Origin of the sequence: Streptomyces sp. NPDC020731 (genome assembly GCF_044334705.1) — a bacterium.
Classification (GTDB): Bacteria; Actinomycetota; Actinomycetes; order Streptomycetales; family Streptomycetaceae; genus Streptomyces.
The window spans coordinates 1-17,273 of sequence record NZ_JBIRTN010000023.1 but is presented as its reverse complement, the minus strand read 5'-3'; the positions used below and the strand labels follow the sequence as shown (position 1 = coordinate 17,273).

The window sequence follows — 17,273 nt, the reverse complement described above, 5'->3', positions numbered from 1 at the left end:
GCTCAGCAGATCCGCGGGAGCTGTTCACCCATCGGCAGGTCCACCACCCGGGTACCCCCGAGCCCGGTCCGCGCGACGACCATGCCAGGGTGCTCCGCGACCACCTCGCCGATGACGGCGGCATCGGCACCCAGGTGATGCGCCTTCATCGCGGCCAGGACCGCGTCCGCGTGCTCCCGCGGCACGAAGGCGACGAGCTTTCCCTCATTGGCCACGTACATCGGGTCGAGACCCAGCATCGCGCAGGCGCCGGCCACCGGCGGAGGCACCGGGACGGCACGCTCCTGGACGACGACCCCGCACCCTGACGCCACGGCGATCTCGTTGAGCGAGGCCGCCAGACCCCCACGGGTCGGATCGCGCAGCACATGCAGGTCCGCGGTGACCGCCAGCATCGCCTCCACGAGCCCGCCGAGCGGCGCGCAGTCGCTCTCGATCCCGGTCTCGAACCGCAGGTTCTCCCGCTTGCTCATGATGGCCACGCCGTGCACGCCGATGGCGCCGCTCACCAGGACGACATCGCCGGGAACCACCCGCTGCGGACGCAGGTCCACCCCGGCGGGGACCACACCGATGCCCGAGGTGTTGACGTACACGCCGTCACCGTGGCCGGCCTCCACGACCTTGGTGTCACCCGTCACCACCCGCACCCCGGCGTTACGGGCCGCGGCACCGAGCGCCTCGGCGACCCGGCCGACGGTCTCGATCTCGACGCCCTCCTCCAGGATCAGGCCGCACGAGAGGTACGCCGCACGCGCCCCGCTCATCGCGAGGTCGTTGACCGTGCCGTTGACCGCGAGATCACCGATGCTGCCGCCGGGGAAGAACAGCGGCCGCACCACGAAGGAGTCGGTGGAGAAGGCGATCCGGGCACCGTCCAGCTCGACCACGGCCGAGTCGGTCAGCGCGGCCGGTGCCGCTCCGCCGAGCCCCGGCAGGACGACCTGTTCGATGAGCTCGGCGGACAGGGCGCCGCCACCGCCGTGTCCCATGACCACGCGCGGCCGGTCGCGCAGGGGCGCCGGACAGGACCAGGAGAGCATGTCCGGGGCTGCGAGGGCGTCAGACAACGGAGCTCTCCTTCCGCTGCGGGACGGTCACGCCCAGTTCCAGCCGCCGGTACAGGTAGTACGCGGCACAGGCGCCCTCACTGGAGACCATGGTGGCGCCCAGCGGGGTGCGCGGCGTGCAGGCCGTCCCGAAGGCCTCGCACTCGTGCGGCTTCAGCAGCCCCTGCAGCACCTCACCACTGCGGCACTCCGCCGGTTCCAGCGTGGCGATGTCCCCGACCGGGAAGCGGTGCTCGGCGTCATGGTCCCGGTAGCGCGCCGACAGCCGCCAGCCGCTGTCCGGAATCACCCCGATACCGCGCCACGCCCGGTCGGCGACCTCGAACACGTCGTCCAGCATCGCCCGCGCGGCGGGATTGCCCTCGGCCCGTACGGCGCGCGGATAGGCGTTGTCGACCGTGTGCTCGCCCCGCTCCAGCTGCCGCACGGTCCGCCGTACGCCCTCCAGGATGTCCAGCGGCTCGAACCCGGTGACCACGATGGGTACGTGGAACCGCTCGGCGAGCGCCGGGTACTCCTGCGTGCCCATCACGCTGCACACGTGCCCGGCCGCCAGGAACGCCTGCACCCGGCAGTCCGGGGACTGCATGATCGCCTCGATCGCGGGCGGCACCCGGACGTGCGAGACCAGCAGGCTGAAGTTGCGGATGCCGCGCTTGCGGGCCTGATGGACCGTCATCGCGTTGGGCGGCGCGGTGGTCTCGAAGCCGATACCGAAGAACACGACCTCCCGGTCCGGGTTCTCCTCCGCGATCCGCAGCGCGTCCAGCGGGGAGTACACCACGCGCACGTCGCCGCCCTCGCCCCGGACCTGGAACAGGTCACGTCCCGTACCGGGGACCCGGAGCATGTCGCCGAAGGAGCAGAAGATCACCTCGGGCCGGGAGGCGATCGCCAGCGCCTTGTCGATCATCTCCAGCGGTGTCACACAGACCGGACAGCCCGGCCCGTGGATCAACTCCACCTCGTCGGGCAGCAGTTGGTCGACACCGTGCCGGATGATGCTGTGCGTCTGGCCGCCGCACACCTCCATCAGCGCCCACGGCCTGGTCACCGTGGCCCGGATGTCGTCGAGCAGGCGTGCCGCCAGCTCCGGATCCTGGAACTCCTCGATGTACTTCATCGCCGTACCTCCCGGGCCGGTTCCTCGCCGCCGAGCCGGGCGGCCGACGCGGCCTGCGCGGCCTGTTCCCAGGGATCGCCGAACTCCTCCTGGAGCATGCCGAGGTTCTCGAACAGCTCCAGGGTCCGGCGGGCCGACTCCTCGTCCAGCCGCTGCAGGGCGAAGCCGACGTGCACGATGGCGTACTCACCGACCTCCAGATCGGGCAGGTACTCCAGGCACACCTCCTTGACCACACCGCCGAAATCGACGGTGGCCATGCGGGTACCGTCCCGTTCCTCGACGCCCAGCACTCTGCCGGGTACCGCCAGACACATGCGGATCTCCTCACTTCTCGCGCGCGGGGACGCCCGCGTCCGTCATCGGCTTCCGGCTCCCGCCCGGGCGGCCACCACCAGCTGGCCGAGGGCCAGCCCGCCGTCGTTCGGCGGGATCCCGCGGTGGCGCAGTACGGTGAAACCGGCGGTACGCAGCTCACGGGCGCATGCCGAGGAGAGCAGCGCGTTGGAGAACACGCCCCCGGTCAGCGCCACCGTCCGCAGCCCCGTCGCCTCGCGGGCCGCCACGCACGTCTCCCGCACCAGCCGGGCGACGGCCAGGTGGAAGCGGGCGGCGATCACGGCCGCGGGAACCCGCCGCCGTACGTCCTCGACGACCGCCGCCAGCAGCGGTTCCGGGGCGGCGGTCGACGAACCGGGGCCGCCTGCCGGCCGGAACGCGTAGCGCGGGTCATGGGGCTGGTCACCGGCCGACACGGCCGCCGCTTCCAGCTCGATCGCGGCCTGCGCCTCGTACCCCGCGTGGTGGCACACCCCCGCCAGGGACGAGACCGCGTCGAACAGCCGGCCCATGCTGGAGGTCGGCACACAGTTCAGTCCCCGGGCCAGCTGCGTGCGCAGGACGTCGAGTTCACCCGGTGGGCAGGCGGCCGTGCACGGCAGGTCCGGTTCGGCGGCGAGGCCCGCCGCGTGCAGATGCGCCAGCGCCATCCGGTAGGGCCGCCGCACCGCCGCGTCACCGCCGGGCAGCGGTGCGTAGGCCAGATGCGCGAACCGCTGGAACCCGTCGTAGTCCGCGAGCAGGAACTCACCGCCCCACACGGCACCGTCGTCCCCGTGCCCGGTGCCGTCGAAGGCGACCCCGATCACCCGGCTGCCCTCCGCGACCCCGTGCTCGGCCAGGACGGAGGCGATGTGCGCGTGGTGGTGCTGGACGCGGGCCACGGGACGGCCCCCGGCGTGCCGCCGAGCCCACGCCCCCGACCGGTAGCCGGGATGCGTGTCGGCGGCCAGCAGCGTCGGCCGCACACCGGTCACGGACTCCAGATGCCGCTCGGCACGGCCGAACGCCTCCTGGGTGGCGAGGTCGTCCATGTCCCCGACATGGGCGGACAGCCAGGCCCGGTCGCCCCGCCCGAGACAGAACACGTTCTTCAGATCCCCGCCGACCGCGAGCGCCGGGACCACCGGAACCGGCAGCCTGACCGGCAGCGGCGCGTAGCCGCGGGAGCGGCGCAGCACCAGCGGCTCGCCGTCGCAGACGCGCACGACGGAGTCGTCGCACGGCACCCGGACGGGACGGTCGTGCGTCAGCCACGCGTCGGCCAGCCCCGCCAGCCGCACCAGGGCCTCGTCGTCGTCCGTCACGATGGGTTCCCCGGACACGTTGCCGCTCGTCATCACCAGCAGCCGGGGCGCCCCCGCCGCCGCGAGCAGCAGGTGGTGCACCGGTGTGTACGGCAGCACGACGCCCAGGTCGGGGCTGCCCGGCGCGACGGCGTCGGCGGGGACGAGCGCTCCAGGGGCCGGCCGGACCACGGAGCGGCGCCGCATCAGGACCACCGGCCGCACCCGCCCCGTGAGCAGCTCCCGCTCCACCGGACCGATGTGCACCAGATGCTCGATGTCGCCGGCATCCCGCGCCATGAGCGCGAACGGCTTGTCCCCGCGGGCCTTGCGGCGCCGCAGCCCGGCCACCGCCTCCGGCCGGGTGGCGTCGCACGCCAGGTGGTAGCCGCCGATGCCCTTGACCGCCAGCACGGCGCCCGCGGCGAGCAGCGCGCCCGCCGCGCCGACCGGGTCGTCCTCGGCGGAGGGCGACACACCGGCGCACGAGGGGCCGGTGACCAGCCGCAACCGCGGACCGCAGGCGGGACAGGCGACCGGCTGCGCGTGGAAACGCCGGTCGCTGGGATCGTGGTACTCCCGGGCGCAGTCCGGGCACAGGGGGAAGCCCGCCATCGTCGTGTGCGCACGGTCGTACGGCAGACCGGTGACGATGGTGAAACGCGGCCCGCAGTGCGTACAGGTGATGAACGGATGACCGTGGCGCCGGTCGCCGGGATCGCCGAGCTCGGCCAGACAGTCGCGGCAGGTCGCGGTGTCGGGCGCCACGAGCGTCCGCACGGGACCACCCGCGCGGGACGCGACGATGCCGAAGCCGCTCTCCCGCGTCACGGGCAGCCCGGTGGTCTCCACCGACTCCACCACCGCGAGCGGTGGCGCGTCGGGCGCGAGCCGCGCACAGAACCGGTCGACGGCCGACAGCGCGCCCTCGACCTCGACCACCACGCCGTCACCGGTGTTCGTCACGTGCCCCGCCAGCCCGAGACCGGTGGCCAGCCCGTACACGAACGGCCGGAATCCCACGCCCTGCACCACACCCCGTACGACGACACGGACGCGCCGTACGGGACCGCCGTCCGGTGCCGGTGCGGGACGGACACCGGGAACGGTGCTCACGCCTCGGCCCGTGCCATCACCGGCGCGTGGACCGCGTCCCCGTCGGCCGCCGCGAGCGCCCGGTCCACCAGGACACCGGCGCCCTCGCCGGTCCGTACGGAGGTCAGCACCACCTCGACACCCGGATTGACCTGCTCCACGTGGGCGCGGAAGGCGGCCTCGTCGAACGCGGCCGGACCGGCGAGGTCGGACTTGGTGACGAGCACCAGCTGGGCCAGGCCGAACGCGGTGGGGTACTTGAGCGGCTTGTCCTCGCCCTCGGTGACGGACGCCAGGACGACCCGCAGGGACTCGCCCAGGTCATAGGAGGCCGGGCACACCAGGTTGCCCACGTTCTCCACGAAGAGCAGCCGGGTGGCGTCGGGCAGCCAGTCGTGCAGATGCCCGGCGAGCATGTCCGCCTCCAGATGGCACAGCCCGTCGGTGAGCACCTGCTTGACCGGGACTCCCGAACGGGCCAGCCGCCTCGCGTCGTTCTCGGTGGCGAGGTCCGCGGTGAGGGCCGCGGTCGCGACGCCGCGTTCCCGCGCCAGCAGCAGCTCACGCTCCAGCAGGGCCGTCTTGCCGCTGCCGGGGCTCGACAGGAGGTTGACGACGGTGGTGCCCCGGGCCGTGAGCTCGGTGCGCAGGATGCCCGCCGCCATGGTGTTCTTGGCGAGCACGGCCTGCCGGAGGTCGACTGTGCGGCACATCGTCAGCTCTCCTCGGGTTGCGGTACCGGTGTGAGGCCGGGTGCGGTGGGACGCGCGGACCAGTGCACTTCGGCGATCCGCAGTTCACGGCCCGAGAGCAGTTCACCGGCGCCCCCGCGGCAGGCCGCGCAGATCATGTCCGGCGGTATCCCCGTGTCCCAGGTGCGCCCGCACGGTGCGCAGGAGGCCCGGCCGGGCACGAACCGGGTGACGAGCTCGGCACCCTCCAGCAGCGTTCCGGCGCAGGCGAGTCCGAAGCAGAAGGCGAGGGCGTCGGGGACGACGCCGGCCAGTTCGCCGATCTCGACGGCGACCCGGCGCACCCCGTGCGCGCCGCCGGAGCGCGCCGCCTGCTCGACCTGGTCCACGACGGACAGGGCGACGGACATCTCGTGCATCGCCGCTCCGTCCTGGGCCGGGGGTGGGGTTCGCTGCCCATTAGAGGCACGGCCGGTGCGGCCGGCGGCCCGGCGCGCCGGGACCGTAGCCCGTTCGGCGGGCGTCACATACTGCGGATGCGCAGGTAACGCCGCACGTCCGGCCAGAGGTTCACGGTGATCGCCGCCAGTGCGGACAGGGTGAGGACGGCGGCGGCACCGCCGACGAAGCGTTTGCTCATGGTGTTCTCCGAAGGGGTGGGAATGGGGTGTCACCGACCGGTTCGCCGACCGGTTCGCCGAGCAGTCCGACGACCAGACGCGCCGCCTCGGGCACCGCGGCGGCGACGCGCGGGCTCAGGCCGATGCCCTCCTCGACGGTGGCGGGTTCGCAGCCCACGACCAGCGTGCGCCGGGGCGGCACCGCGCCGGTGCCCGCGCACAGGGTGTCGAGCAGGGCGAGCACGGCGTCGGGTGACATGCGATGGCCGTCCAGGGGGACACCGTCCGGTGACGGCCGCCCGCCGGACTCCGCCGCGTCGATCACGTACAGGGTGCCCGGCTCCCCGCCCCGCGCCGTCGCGTCGAGCACGACGAGCGTGTCGTACCCGTCGAGGAGCCGGTAGGCCAGGTGGACGCCGCGGATGCCGATGTCGGCGACCTCGACGTCCTCCGGCAGCGGCCGTCCGGCCAGCGCACGGGCGGCCTCGACGCCGAAGCCGTCGTCGCCGAGGAAGATGTTGCCGACCCCGGCGACCAGGGTGCGCGGGCGTGCGGCGGTGGTGGTCACGGCGCCTCCACGTCGATCTCGTCGGGCTGGAAGTAGAGGTACCGGCCCTGTTCACGGCGGATGTCGGCGCCCGGATCGTCCTCGACGGTGACCGCGATGTGCACGCCCCCGTCGACATCGTGGAGGACCGCCTCGACCAGGGCGCGCCGACCGGTGAGGAACAGGTCCTGGGCGTCGGTGTGCCGCAGCCGGGGCCGCAGCACGACACGGCTGCCCGCCCGCACCTCCCGCCCGTCGACCAGCACATGGTCGTGGGCCGGGTCCACCGAGGCGTCCGCACCCGGATCCCACCAGGGGGTGTCCGGCCGGACGAAGCCGTCCCCCGCGTCACCGGACACCGGCGGCGCGGGCGCGGTGACCTCGCGCAGGCCGCGGACCGCGCCGTGCAGCCGCTCCAGCACCTCCGCGGGCATCGAGTCGGTGAGCTCGATCACCGCCGCCGCCCGGTCGTCCGTACCCCTCGCCTCACGCTTCTCCTCGTCCGTGAGGGCCGCGGTGCGCAGGGCGAGGATCTCGTCGATCTCCGTGGCGTCGTACAGGGCGCCCGGGCTCTCCGGGGCGATGGCCGGGTGGTCCTCCAGGATGATCGGGGACGACAGCACCAGGTCGCAGGAGCCCGGTTCACCGGCCGACACGGGCCAGGTGTGCAGATTGCGGCAGGCGGCGGCGGCACCCCTGGCCCACTCCGGGGGATCCGTCAGCGACAGGAACCGCCCGGCGTCCAGGTGCAGCAGCGTGTGCGTGGCGACCAGGGAACGGGAGAGCGCCGCGTCACGGTCGGCGCCCTCCTCGGGCAGCCACTCGCCGGTGTTCTCGACGACCACACTGAGCCGCTGGGTGGTGTACGGGCCGTCCAGCGGGCTCGCCGACAGGCGCAGTACGCCGTCGACCGCCTCCCGGCGCCGGACCAGCCGTCCCACGACCGTCCCGCCGGCGTCCGTGACCGGCTCGGTCTCCTCGCCCGCCGGCCGGCCGAAGGGGACGACGGTACCGGAGCCCGCCAGCTCCTCGACGGGAACACGGAGACGGACCCGCTCCTCCCGGCCCTCGTCCCACGGGACGATCACCCGGTCCTCCAGGCGCAGTTCGCCGACGGTCTCGAAACCGCCGCCCGGCAGCACCCGCTGCACCGTGCGCCGCCGGGCGTGCAGGAAGCGCACCTCGACGGAGAGGGTGGCGCCCCGGCGGGGCTCCATCAGCAGCTCGGTGTGCTGGAAGTCGTGCTCGGCGGCCGTCGCCGTCCAGGACGGGGGCACCAGCACCCCGAACTGCCAGCGCAGCCTGTTCTTGGCGGCCGACGCACGGTACGGGTAGAGCACGTACCCCTCGAACAGCACGGCGTCGGCGACCTGCCGGGCCACCGCGAGGCGGGCCTCGGCGGAGGCGGTGAACGTCGTCGTGGTCATCGTGTCCTCTCACCCGCCGCGTCCAGCAGCCGGTCGACGGTCGCCTGCCACGAGGGCAGCGCCTCCCGGGACCGGTAGGCGAGCAGCGCGTCCATCGCGTCCCGCGGCAGCCGGATCCAGCCCGCGCCGGGGAAGTGCTGCTCGACCATCTCCCGCCAGGTCTTCACCGGCATCCGGAACACGGCCTCCCTGTCCCAGGGGACGGGCTCGACCCGGAACCCGCCGGCTCCGGTGAAGGCGGTGCCGGAGAACAGCATCCGCAGCGGCACCTCCCCTTCGTCCAGGGCGTGGAAGTAGCGGGAGGAGGCGATGTCCATGTCGTAGGTGCAGGGCACCACCAGGTCGGTCTCGGTCTCGCCGGTGAACCCCCGCACCATCACCGGGACCTGGGCGAACTCCATGGGGTTGAGGGTGCTGCCCCAGCGGGACCGTTCCCCGAACAGGTCGGTCAGGGCGGCGGCCTCGGTGTCGTCGTAACCCCGGCGGGCGGGCTCGATCCGGATCTGGCAGCGCAACGCCAGCGCGTGCACCCGGGCGCCCGGGGACGCGGTGATCCGCAGCCGGAAGACCAGCGCCGGACCCGCGGCGTACGGGTCGGCGCGCACCCCGGCGCACGTGAAGCCGAACCCGGTCACGACGGGCTCCCCGTGAAGTCGCGGGCCCGCTCGCGGACATGGGCGAAGAACTCCTCCAGATCGGCACGCGCCTGCGCGCCCCCGTCGAAACCCTGCCACCGCAGCCGCATACGGCCCACCAGTTCGTAGCAGATGTCGACCGGCACCAGATGGCACTCCACGCGCCCCTGGTGGCGGCGCAGCAGCAGCGCCTCCACGTCGGGTTCGAGGAGCCCGGCCAGGGGGGAGGCGTCCAGGACGGACTGCCAGGACTCCGGCTCCAGTTCGCTCTCGGTCGCGCCGGCCGGGCTCGGATAGAGCGCGACCGGCCGGTCGAGCGCGGAGTTGCGGAAGAAGAACGCGACGCCGACGGGGATGCGCAGCCGTTCCCAGGCCGCCTCGTCGAGACCGTGCGCGGGGTCGCTCAGGTAGCGGCCGGGAACCGTACGGAACCGGCCCGCCGACGCGCCCGAGGCGTCCAGGAGTTGGGCGCAGGGGTCGCAGGCGCAGGCCAGGGCCCGCTTCTCGGTGTCGACGAGATGCCGGTGGCCGGGGTCCGGCAGAGCGGCGGCACACAGCTCGCAGCGCTCCTCGCGGGGCGGCCGGGGCGCGGTGAACCGGAACAGGCCCCCGCGCGCCGGACGTTGCCGCGTGCTCACGGTGCCGCGGTGGCCGGCGGACGGCCGCTCGGCCCGGACGAGGACGAGCCCGGCGGGCCCGCGCCGATCTGGAGCAGCACCGGCTCGGACGCCGGGTCCGCCTCCAGCGTCACCGCCGTCACCTCGGGTGCGAAACACGCGAGCGTGTCCCGGGCCGCCTGTTCGACGGCGTCCCGGGAGCCGCCGCAGCCGCAGCCGCCCGAGCCGAGGAGCCGCAGCCGCAACTCGCCCGTGGCCGGGTCGAATCCGGTGCTCTCCACGTCCTGCGGGAGGGCGTCGAGGGCGTGGGCGACACGGGTCGGAGCGTCGTGGGGATGCAGCCCGTGCAGCACCAGCAGGCCCGCGACGAGCTCGTCGCGGAGCAGCGCGTCCACGGCCTCGCGGGCCGGCCGCTCCGGGCGTCGGCCGAGCAGGTCCAGGGCCCGCGCGAACCCGGCGCCGTAGAACTCCATGAGGACGCGCACGAGTTCCTCGGCGGCCTCGCACGCCGCGCGGTCGCCCGAGGAGGCGAGCCGGTCGAGGACCTCCTCGACCATCCGCCCGGCCGTCTCCGCGTTCGGCGTGCCCTGCGCGCCGCTCATCCGGCCAGACCGCTCAGGCCGGTGGGCACGTGCATCGACTTCACCGTCCGGCCGTCGCCGACGTACATGTGGACGCCGCACGGCAGACACGGGTCGAAGCTGCGCACGGCGCGCATGATGTCGATGCCCTTGAAGTTCTCCGGGGAGTTCTCCTCGAAGATCGGCGTGTTCTGCACCGCGTCCTCGTACGGGCCCGGGGTGCCGTAGGTGTCACGGGTGGAGGCGTTCCACGGGGTCGGCGGGTACGGGTGGTAGTTGGCGATCTTCCCGTCCCGGATGACCATGTGGTGCGACAGGACACCGCGCACCGCCTCGGTGAAGCCGACGCCGATCGACTCGTCCGGCACCTCGAACTTCTCCCATGTCTGGGTGCGTCCGGCGCGCACCTCCTCGAGGCCCTTCTCCGCGCTGTGCAGGGCCACGGCGGCGGCGTAGGCCTGGAAGTAGGTGCGGGCGCGGTTGCGCTCCAGCGCGTTGGACCACTGCGGGATCTTCCACTCGAAGGTGGTCTCCGGCTTGGTGAGCGTGCGCGGCAGGTTGATGACGACGCTGTGCCCGGTCGCCTTGACGTACCCGATGTCCACGAGCCCGGACAGTGCGGTGGACCACAGCCGGGCGAGGGGACCACCGCCGGTGTCGAGCGGCAGGTGGTCCCTGCCGTCGAACCAGCGCGGGGACATCACCCAGCTGTACTTGTCGTCGAAGTTGCGCTTCTGCGGGGCGGGGACGGTGTGCTGGTTCCACGGGTGGCGCGGATCCACCGGGTTGCCCAGCGGGTCGTGCGTGACGAACCGTTCCTTCCCCTCCCAGTCCTCGTAGTACGAGCTGCCCAGCAGGATGCGGATGCCGAGGTTGATCTCGGTGAGGTCGTTGGTGACCAGCTTGCCGTCCACCACCACACCGGGGGTGACGAGCATGCGCCGTCCCCAGTCCGTCATGTTGGCGTAGGTGAAGTCGCAGTACTCGGGGTCGTTGAACGCGCCCCAGCAGCCCAGCAGTACGCGCCGGCGGCCGACCTCCTCGTAGCCGGGCAGGGCCTCGTAGAAGAAGTCGAACAGGTCGTCGTGGAGCGGCACGACCCGCTTCATGAACTCGCAGTACCGCATGAGCCGGGTCATGTAGTCCGTGAAGAGCTGCACCGAGGCGATGGTGCCGACACCGCCCGGGTACAGCGTGGAGGGGTGCACATGGCGGCCCTCCATCAGACAGAACATCTCCCGCGTGTACCGGCTGACCTGGAGCGCCTCCCGGTAGAACTCGCCCTCCAGCGGGTTGAGCGAGCGCATGATGTCGGCGATGGTGCGGTAGCCGTGGTCGGCGGCGTGCGGCGCCTCGGTGCGCTCGGCGAGTTCGAGGACGCCCGGGTTGGTCTCGCGGACCATCTTCTCGCAGTAGTCGACCCCGACCAGGTTCTCCTGGAAGATGTTGTGGTCGAACATGAACTCCGCGGACTCGCCGCAGTTGATGATCCACTCACCGAGGTGCGGCGGCTTCACGCCGTACGCCATGTTCTGCGTGTACACCGAGCAGGTGGCGTGGTTGTCACCGCAGATGCCGCAGATGCGGCTGGTGATGAAGTGGGCGTCGCGCGGGTCCTTGCCCCGCATGAAGAGGCTGTAGCCGCGGAAGACCGACGAGGTGCTGTAGCACTCGGCGACCCGCTTCTGCTTGAAGTCGATCTTCGTGTGGATGCCGAGGCTGCCCACGATCCGGGTGATCGGGTCCCATGCCATCTCCACCAGGCCGGTGCCGTCACCGGTCGTCGTCGAGGTCGCCATTGTGTCTGTGCTGCCCTTCGGTCGTTCGGGTCGGTGAGCGGATCGCGGGCCGACGTCAGGTGGTGATCACCAGGGCGGCCGGTAGCCGGTGGTGAGTTTCCGGCCGGTGTGCCGCCACTTGGGTTCCTTGTCCACCGTCCGCGTCGTGATGGTCCGCAGCTTGCGCACCACGCCTCCGTAGGCGCCGCTGGCGGCGGAGGAGAGCTTCGCGCCGGGAGGCTCGTCCATGAACGGCATGAACTTGTCGGGGAAGCCGGGCATGGTGCAGGCGATGCAGATGCCGCCGACGTTCGGACAGCCGCCGATGCCGTTCATCCAGCCGCGCTTGGGCACGTTGCACTTCACCACGGGCCCCCAGCAGCCGATCTTCACCAGGCACTGCGGGGAGTCGTACGACAGGGCGAACTGGCCCTGCTCGTAGTAGCCGGCCCGGTCGCACCCCTCGTGCACGGTGGCCCCGAACAGCCAGGTGGGGCGCAGCTTGTCGTCCAGCGGGATCATCGGCGCGGAGCCCGCGGCCTGGTAGAGCAGATAGGTGAGGGTCTCGGCGAAGTTGTCCGGCTGGATGGGACAGCCCGGGACGCAGACGATCGGGATGCCGGCTGCCGACTTCCAGTCCCAGCCCAGGTAGTCGGGTACGCCCATCGCGCCGGTCGGGTTCCCGGCCATGGCGTGGATGCCGCCGTAGGTCGCACAGGTGCCGATGGCCACGACGGCGAGGGCCTTGGGTGCCAGCCGGTCGATCCACTCGCTGGTGGTGATGGGCTGACCGGTCTCCGGGTTGTCGCCGAAGCCGCACCAGTACCCTTCCTTCTTGATCGCCTCGTTCGGCACGGACCCCTCGATCACCAGGACGAACGGATCGATCTCCCCGCGCTCGCCCTTGAAGAACCACTCGATGAACGTGTCCGCGCCGCCGATCGGCCCGCACTCGAAGTCGATGAGCGGCCAGTGCACGGCGATCTTCGGCAGACCCGGCAGAGCGCCCAGGGCGATCTCCTCGATGCTGGGCTGCATGGCGGCCGTCAGGGCGACCGAGTCGCCGTCGCAACTCAGCCCGGCGTTGATCCAGAGGATGTGGATCGGCTTCTCGTCCGTGCCGATACCGCCGGACGTCTCCGCCTCGGCGTCCGTGGCCGGGGGGCTTGCGTTCATCAACGCCTCCTGGGGAGGAATGCGACCATGCCGATGTCTCGGCCGTGTCCTTGGCTCAAGCGTCGGCCACACCGGCCGGCACCGCAGGCGGAGCCGGCGACGGCTGTTTGCGTACGAACGCCCGGCGCAGCGCGTGGTACGGAGCACCGGCGTCGAAGAAGATCCTGTGCATGCGGGCGAGTTCCCGCTCGCGCACCGCGGCCAGTGGTGTGACGGCCTCACGGCGCTCGCTCTCGGCCTTCTTCGCGACGAGCCGCGACTGCGCGCCGGAAGAACCCGCCCAGCCCTGCGCCAGCCGGGTGACCTCGGCGGAGAAACCGGCGGGAGGGCACTCGATCACCCGGTCGGCCAGGCCGATGTCCCGCGCCTGCTCGGCACCGACCGGGAGCGCCTCCCGGGTGAGCCGCCGCGCCGTCGCGGCGCCCACCCGCCGCGGCAGGCTGTACGTCCAGTACTCGGAGCCGTACAGGCCCATGAGGCGGTAGTGCGGGTTGAGCACGGAGCCGGAGCGGCACCACACCTCGTCGGCGGCCAGCGCCAGCATGACGCCGCCGGCCGCCGCGTTTCCGCCGATCGCGGCGACGACGAGCCGGTCGGTGGTGGTCAGGACGGCCTCCACGAGGTCGTTCATGGCGTTGATGTTGGACCAGGACTCCGCCGCCGGGTCCGGTGCCGCCTCGATGACGCCGAGGTGGATGCCGTTGGAGAAGAAGTCACGGGCGCCGCCGAGCACCAGCACGGACGTGGGCCGCTCGCAGGCCGCCCGGTACGCGTCCAGCAGCCGCCGGCAGTGGCCGGTGGACATCGCGCCGCCGGGGAAGGAGAACGACAGCGTCCCCACCGGGCCCTCCTCCTGGTACGTGATGTCCGACCAGGGCGCGCCGTCACCGGCGGGGCACAGCGCAGGCACGGACAGTTCCGGCAGCCGCGGCCCCCGCCCGGCCAGGGCGTACGCGGCGGGCAGCTTGCAGGCACGCGGGGCGCCGGGGGCGGTACGGGCCCGCAGTTCGGGAATCCACACCGCGCCGTCGACGGTGGCCCGGCAGACGGCGCCCGCCCGGGTCGCCAGCAGTTCGCCGGGACGTCCGCGCAGCCGGGTCTCGGGACGGCCGCCGTGCAGGAACCATTCCTCACCGAGCAGTTCGTCCAGGACGCCGGGCTGGGAGTCGGCGGCGCGCAGCTTGCGCAGCACCGTCGCGGCCGGATCGTCCGCCCACGCGATACGGCGGGTCTCCTGGCGCATCGGGGGCCGGGTCCGGGCGCCCGGCGCGGCGGGCGTCCCGTCCTGGGCGGCGGGGGAGTGGCGGCCGGAGGCGAACCGTTCGACGGCCGTCAGCACGGCCTCGAGGGCGGCGTCGGACAGCTCGCCCCGGTACAGGTCGCTCTTGGCGACCCGGGGCACGGAGAACGCCGCCGTGGCCCACACGGGCCCCGCGTCCATCTCCTCCTCGGCCTGGAGCACCGTGACGCCCCATTCGGCCGCGTCCTCGTGGATCGCCCAGTCCAGGGAGGACGGCCCCCGGTCGCCGACGGGTCCCGGGTGCACGATCAGACACGTCCGGGCCGTCCACACCTCGCGGGGGACGACCGTCCTCAGCAGGGGAGCCACGATCAGCTCGGGATCGTGCCGGTGCACGGCCGCGACCACGTCCCGGCCGGCCGGCGTCACCTCGACGGAGACGGCGTGCCCGCGGTCCCGCAGCTCGGCGTGGACCCGCTGCGTGAGGCTGTTGTAGGCGCTGGCGATGAGCAGGATGCGCATGGCGACGGCCCTTCCGGCAGGGACGACGGGACCTGGGACGGCCCGGCTGACTGCGATGGTCGGACATACCGGCCCGTCGGCGTCGACATGAATCCCGTTCCTCACCCTCGCGGGTGACGCTTCCGTCCGTATGGCAGGCGGCCCGACCGACCATGAACCACTCGATATGCCCTGGATTGTGATGAGTGGGAGGCTTTTACTGCCGGGGCACTGAGGGATGTGCCCCTATGAGAGTGGACAGGTGGGCCGACACATGCCCGAGGATCGCAAGTCGCCGCAGCCGTCGCAGGGCCGCGGGGCCGGCCGTCACCAGGGGAGCGAGCACCACGGCTGGTCCCCGGACGTCGACGAGACACGGCAGGAGGAGAACCCGAGCGCCCGCCGCTCCTTCCACGCGGAGGAACACGCGCCGTCGCGCGGAGCGGGCCGCAAGCACGCCGAGGAGGAGCGCACCTCCGTCCCGGGTGACGTCGCGCGCAGTGACTCGCGGCGGGGCGAGGAGTACGCGGACCAGGGGGAGGAGGGCAAGCGGGACACGGGCCGCCGGGGCCGCTCCGCACGCCCCAGCGGCACGAAGGACGAGTCCGCCTTCACCGGGGTCGACCCCGACGACCCCGACACCGGACGCCGGCCGGGCTGACGGACGGGCGGCTGTACGGGCCCGGCCCGTACAGCCGCCCGGGTCAGTCGACGGGCCAGGTGTGGACCGGGGCGTTGAGGTGCATGTAGTCGATGTACTGCTGCGTCATGCGCCGCAGCGCCTCGTGGCGGCCGCAGTGCGCCAAGGCCTCGATGTGATGGAACATCTCCTTCTGCCACACCGCTCCGTTGCGGCCGGTGACACAGCGCTGCTCGATGACGCCGAGCAGCGGCTCGCGCCAGGCGTCGTCCATGCCGGAGCGTTCCAGCCCGCGGTGCGCCAGCGGCAGCAGCCGCCGCAGGACCAGTTCGGACGCGGGCACCTCGCCCATCCCGGGCCAGTACAGCCGGGCGTCGATGCCGTACCGCGCCGCCGTCCGCAGATTGTCCTCGGCGGCCGAGAAGGACATCCGTGACCACACCGGACGGTCCTCCTCCACCAGGGCGCGGGTCAGCCCGTAGTAGAAGGCCCCGTTGGCGAGCGTGTCGGCGACGGTCGGTCCTGCGGGCAGTACCCGGTTCTCCACCCGCACGTGCGGTTTGTCGTGGGCGACGGCGTAGACCGGGCGGTTCCAGCGGTAGATGGTGCCGTTGTGCAGGGTCAGCTCGGCGAGCTCGGGGATGTCGCCCCGCTCCAGCGTCTCCCCGGGGTTCTGGTCGTCGCACAGGGGGAGCAGGGCCGGGAAGTAGCGCAGGTTCTCCTCGAAGAGGTCGAAGACGCTGGTGATCCAGCGCTCCCCGAACCACACCCGGGGCCGTACGCCCTGCTCCTTGATCTCCTGCGGGCGGGTGTCGGTGGCCTGCTCGAACAGCGGGACACGGGTCTCGTGCCACAGCTCCTTGCCGAACAGAAAGGGCGAGTTGGCGGCGAGCGCGACCTGGACCCCGGCGATCGCCTGTGCCGCGTTCCAGTAGTCGGCGAACTGCTCCGGGGACACCTGGAGGTGGAACTGCGTGCTGGTGCAGGCGGCCTCCGGAGTGATCGTGTCCGCGTAGGTGCGCAACCGGTCGATGCCGGTCACCTCGATGTGCAGGTCCTCCCCGCGCGCCGCGAAGATCTGGTCGTTGAGCAGCCGGTAGCGCGGGTTCTCCGACAGCGCTCCCTCTCCGGCGTCCTCCTGACGCAGGGTGGGGAGGATGCCCGTCATGATCAGGCGGGCGCCGATCGACCTGGCGCGCTGCTCCGCGTGGTTCAGCGCGGCGCGGATCTCGGACTCCCAGGAGTCGGGGCCGCCCGCCGTGAGCCGCCGCGGCGGAATGTTGATCTCGAGGTTGAACCGGCCCAGCTCCGTCGCCCAGGCCGGGTCCGCGATCGCCTGCAGCACATCGGTGTTGCGCATCGCGGGCTCGGCCCGGTCGTCGACCAGGTTCAGCTCGATCTCCAGCCCCACCTGGGGCCGCTCGGCCTCGAACCGTGACTCGCGCAGCATCCGCGCGAACGTCTCGAGGCACTCCTGCATCTTGATCCGGTAGCGGCGGCGGTCCTCGCGGGTGAAGGTGAGCGCCGGGACGTCCCGTCCCATCGGTCTCCCTCCAGGGCTCTCGTCCTCGGAACCTGTCCACCCCAGCGTCGCACCAGCGGGCGGCTCCGACCACGCGAGCCCGTCCGTCCGCCGGGCCCTGTCGTCGGATTCCCGCCCGCCCCGCGACGCCGTGCACGCCCTCTCGCCGCACCGGGTCCCGGCCTGGGTACGTCCGGTACGAGGACCGGGGCCCGGCACGCCGGGAGCACGCACCTGACGCCACGGGGCCCGGTCCTCCGGGCGAACGGCGGGAACTTGACGACAGGGCCTAGGGTCTGTTGCGAAAGCGCTGGTCACAGCCATTCGTTGATGGCCGCGACCAGCACGGTCGCTTCGTAGCGGACGGCGAGTTTGTCGTACCTG

The 17,273-nt window shown here is 72.6% G+C and carries 17 protein-coding genes; 1 reads left to right on the top strand and 16 read right to left on the bottom strand.

Annotated features, from left to right (window positions below; all coding sequences use genetic code 11):
• Positions 1 to 2 precede the first annotated feature (2 nt).
• From hypE to ACH4VX_RS30010, 15 genes are all read right to left on the bottom strand, one after another.
• Entirely contained in the window at positions 3 to 1,043 is a 1,041-nt protein-coding gene (gene hypE, locus ACH4VX_RS30080; protein WP_398371950.1) for a hydrogenase expression/formation protein HypE, read from the bottom strand.
• A 19-nt stretch (positions 1,044 to 1,062) separates the two neighbouring features.
• Entirely contained in the window at positions 1,063 to 2,193 is a 1,131-nt protein-coding gene (gene hypD, locus ACH4VX_RS30075) for a hydrogenase formation protein HypD (protein ID WP_398371776.1), read from the bottom strand.
• Positions 2,190 to 2,510, bottom strand: a complete 321-nt coding sequence (locus tag ACH4VX_RS30070; RefSeq protein WP_398371774.1) for a HypC/HybG/HupF family hydrogenase formation chaperone — start codon at positions 2,508 to 2,510, stop codon at positions 2,190 to 2,192. The genes hypD and ACH4VX_RS30070 overlap by 4 nt, the downstream gene beginning before the upstream one ends.
• Before the next feature lie 42 nt (positions 2,511 to 2,552).
• On the bottom strand, positions 2,553 to 4,934 hold the full coding sequence (gene hypF, locus ACH4VX_RS30065) for a carbamoyltransferase HypF (RefSeq protein ID WP_398371772.1): 2,382 nt from the start codon (positions 4,932 to 4,934) through the stop codon (positions 2,553 to 2,555).
• Positions 4,931 to 5,626, bottom strand: coding sequence for a hydrogenase nickel incorporation protein HypB (gene hypB, locus ACH4VX_RS30060; RefSeq protein ID WP_398371770.1), 696 nt, complete (start codon positions 5,624 to 5,626; stop codon positions 4,931 to 4,933). The genes hypF and hypB overlap by 4 nt, the downstream gene beginning before the upstream one ends.
• A gap of 2 nt (positions 5,627 to 5,628) precedes the next feature.
• Positions 5,629 to 6,024 carry a hydrogenase maturation nickel metallochaperone HypA gene (locus ACH4VX_RS30055; protein ID WP_398371768.1) on the bottom strand — a complete coding sequence of 132 codons (396 nt, stop codon included), beginning with the start codon at positions 6,022 to 6,024 and terminating at the stop codon, positions 5,629 to 5,631.
• A gap of 104 nt (positions 6,025 to 6,128) precedes the next feature.
• Positions 6,129 to 6,245, bottom strand: a complete 117-nt coding sequence (locus ACH4VX_RS30050; RefSeq protein WP_398371767.1) for a DUF6893 family small protein — start codon at positions 6,243 to 6,245, stop codon at positions 6,129 to 6,131.
• Entirely contained in the window at positions 6,242 to 6,793 is a 552-nt protein-coding gene (locus ACH4VX_RS30045; RefSeq protein WP_398371766.1) for a hydrogenase maturation protease, read from the bottom strand. The genes ACH4VX_RS30050 and ACH4VX_RS30045 overlap by 4 nt, the downstream gene beginning before the upstream one ends.
• The gene (locus tag ACH4VX_RS30040) at positions 6,790 to 8,199 is read right to left on the bottom strand and encodes a hypothetical protein (RefSeq protein ID WP_398371764.1); all 1,410 of its coding nucleotides are present in this window, start codon (positions 8,197 to 8,199) and stop codon (positions 6,790 to 6,792) included. Before ACH4VX_RS30040 ends, ACH4VX_RS30045 begins: the two co-directional genes overlap by 4 nt.
• Positions 8,196 to 8,834 (bottom strand): DUF6084 family protein, encoded by a 639-nt coding sequence (locus ACH4VX_RS30035; RefSeq protein WP_398371763.1) that lies wholly within the window; start codon positions 8,832 to 8,834, stop codon positions 8,196 to 8,198. Before ACH4VX_RS30035 ends, ACH4VX_RS30040 begins: the two co-directional genes overlap by 4 nt.
• Positions 8,831 to 9,472, bottom strand: a complete 642-nt coding sequence (locus ACH4VX_RS30030; RefSeq protein ID WP_398371762.1) for a DUF5947 family protein — start codon at positions 9,470 to 9,472, stop codon at positions 8,831 to 8,833. The genes ACH4VX_RS30035 and ACH4VX_RS30030 overlap by 4 nt, the downstream gene beginning before the upstream one ends.
• A complete protein-coding gene (locus ACH4VX_RS30025; RefSeq protein WP_398371761.1) occupies positions 9,469 to 10,053 on the bottom strand; it encodes a hypothetical protein in 585 nt (194 codons plus the stop codon). The genes ACH4VX_RS30030 and ACH4VX_RS30025 overlap by 4 nt, the downstream gene beginning before the upstream one ends.
• The gene (locus ACH4VX_RS30020; RefSeq protein WP_398371759.1) at positions 10,050 to 11,831 is read right to left on the bottom strand and encodes a nickel-dependent hydrogenase large subunit; all 1,782 of its coding nucleotides are present in this window, start codon (positions 11,829 to 11,831) and stop codon (positions 10,050 to 10,052) included. Before ACH4VX_RS30020 ends, ACH4VX_RS30025 begins: the two co-directional genes overlap by 4 nt.
• Positions 11,832 to 11,897: 66 nt before the next feature.
• Positions 11,898 to 12,986, bottom strand: coding sequence for a hydrogenase expression protein HypE (locus ACH4VX_RS30015; RefSeq protein WP_398371758.1), 1,089 nt, complete (start codon positions 12,984 to 12,986; stop codon positions 11,898 to 11,900).
• 55 nt (positions 12,987 to 13,041) lie between these two features.
• On the bottom strand, positions 13,042 to 14,748 hold the full coding sequence (locus ACH4VX_RS30010) for a hydrogenase maturation protein (RefSeq protein WP_398371757.1): 1,707 nt from the start codon (positions 14,746 to 14,748) through the stop codon (positions 13,042 to 13,044).
• A gap of 253 nt (positions 14,749 to 15,001) precedes the next feature.
• Between ACH4VX_RS30010 and ACH4VX_RS30005 the strand changes: the two genes are divergently transcribed.
• Positions 15,002 to 15,388, top strand: coding sequence for a hypothetical protein (locus ACH4VX_RS30005; RefSeq protein ID WP_398371755.1), 387 nt, complete (start codon positions 15,002 to 15,004; stop codon positions 15,386 to 15,388).
• Between the two features lie 43 nt (positions 15,389 to 15,431).
• Here the strand turns inward: ACH4VX_RS30005 and ACH4VX_RS30000 are convergent, their stop codons facing one another.
• The gene (locus ACH4VX_RS30000) at positions 15,432 to 16,910 is read right to left on the bottom strand and encodes a glutamate-cysteine ligase family protein (protein WP_398371753.1); all 1,479 of its coding nucleotides are present in this window, start codon (positions 16,908 to 16,910) and stop codon (positions 15,432 to 15,434) included.
• Positions 16,911 to 17,273 lie beyond the last annotated feature (363 nt).

Bases quoted from the DNA above. Each gene is read 5' to 3' on its own strand.
- ACH4VX_RS30010 (WP_398371757.1), bottom strand. From the start codon at position 14,748: ATGCGCATCCTGCTCATCGCCAGCGCCTACAACAGCCTCACGCAGCGG.
- ACH4VX_RS30070 (WP_398371774.1), bottom strand. From the start codon at position 2,510: ATGTGTCTGGCGGTACCCGGCAGAGTGCTGGGCGTCGAGGAACGGGAC.
- hypB (WP_398371770.1), bottom strand. From the start codon at position 5,626: ATGTGCCGCACAGTCGACCTCCGGCAGGCCGTGCTCGCCAAGAACACC.
- ACH4VX_RS30025 (WP_398371761.1), bottom strand. From the start codon at position 10,053: ATGAGCGGCGCGCAGGGCACGCCGAACGCGGAGACGGCCGGGCGGATG.
- hypE (WP_398371950.1), bottom strand. From the start codon at position 1,043: ATGCTCTCCTGGTCCTGTCCGGCGCCCCTGCGCGACCGGCCGCGCGTG.
- ACH4VX_RS30040 (WP_398371764.1), bottom strand. From the start codon at position 8,199: ATGACCACGACGACGTTCACCGCCTCCGCCGAGGCCCGCCTCGCGGTG.
- hypD (WP_398371776.1), bottom strand. From the start codon at position 2,193: ATGAAGTACATCGAGGAGTTCCAGGATCCGGAGCTGGCGGCACGCCTG.
- ACH4VX_RS30015 (WP_398371758.1), bottom strand. From the start codon at position 12,986: ATGAACGCAAGCCCCCCGGCCACGGACGCCGAGGCGGAGACGTCCGGC.
- ACH4VX_RS30050 (WP_398371767.1), bottom strand. From the start codon at position 6,245: ATGAGCAAACGCTTCGTCGGCGGTGCCGCCGCCGTCCTCACCCTGTCC.
- ACH4VX_RS30020 (WP_398371759.1), bottom strand. From the start codon at position 11,831: ATGGCGACCTCGACGACGACCGGTGACGGCACCGGCCTGGTGGAGATG.
- ACH4VX_RS30005 (WP_398371755.1), top strand. From the start codon at position 15,002: ATGCCCGAGGATCGCAAGTCGCCGCAGCCGTCGCAGGGCCGCGGGGCC.
- ACH4VX_RS30000 (WP_398371753.1), bottom strand. From the start codon at position 16,910: ATGGGACGGGACGTCCCGGCGCTCACCTTCACCCGCGAGGACCGCCGC.
- ACH4VX_RS30055 (WP_398371768.1), bottom strand. From the start codon at position 6,024: ATGCACGAGATGTCCGTCGCCCTGTCCGTCGTGGACCAGGTCGAGCAG.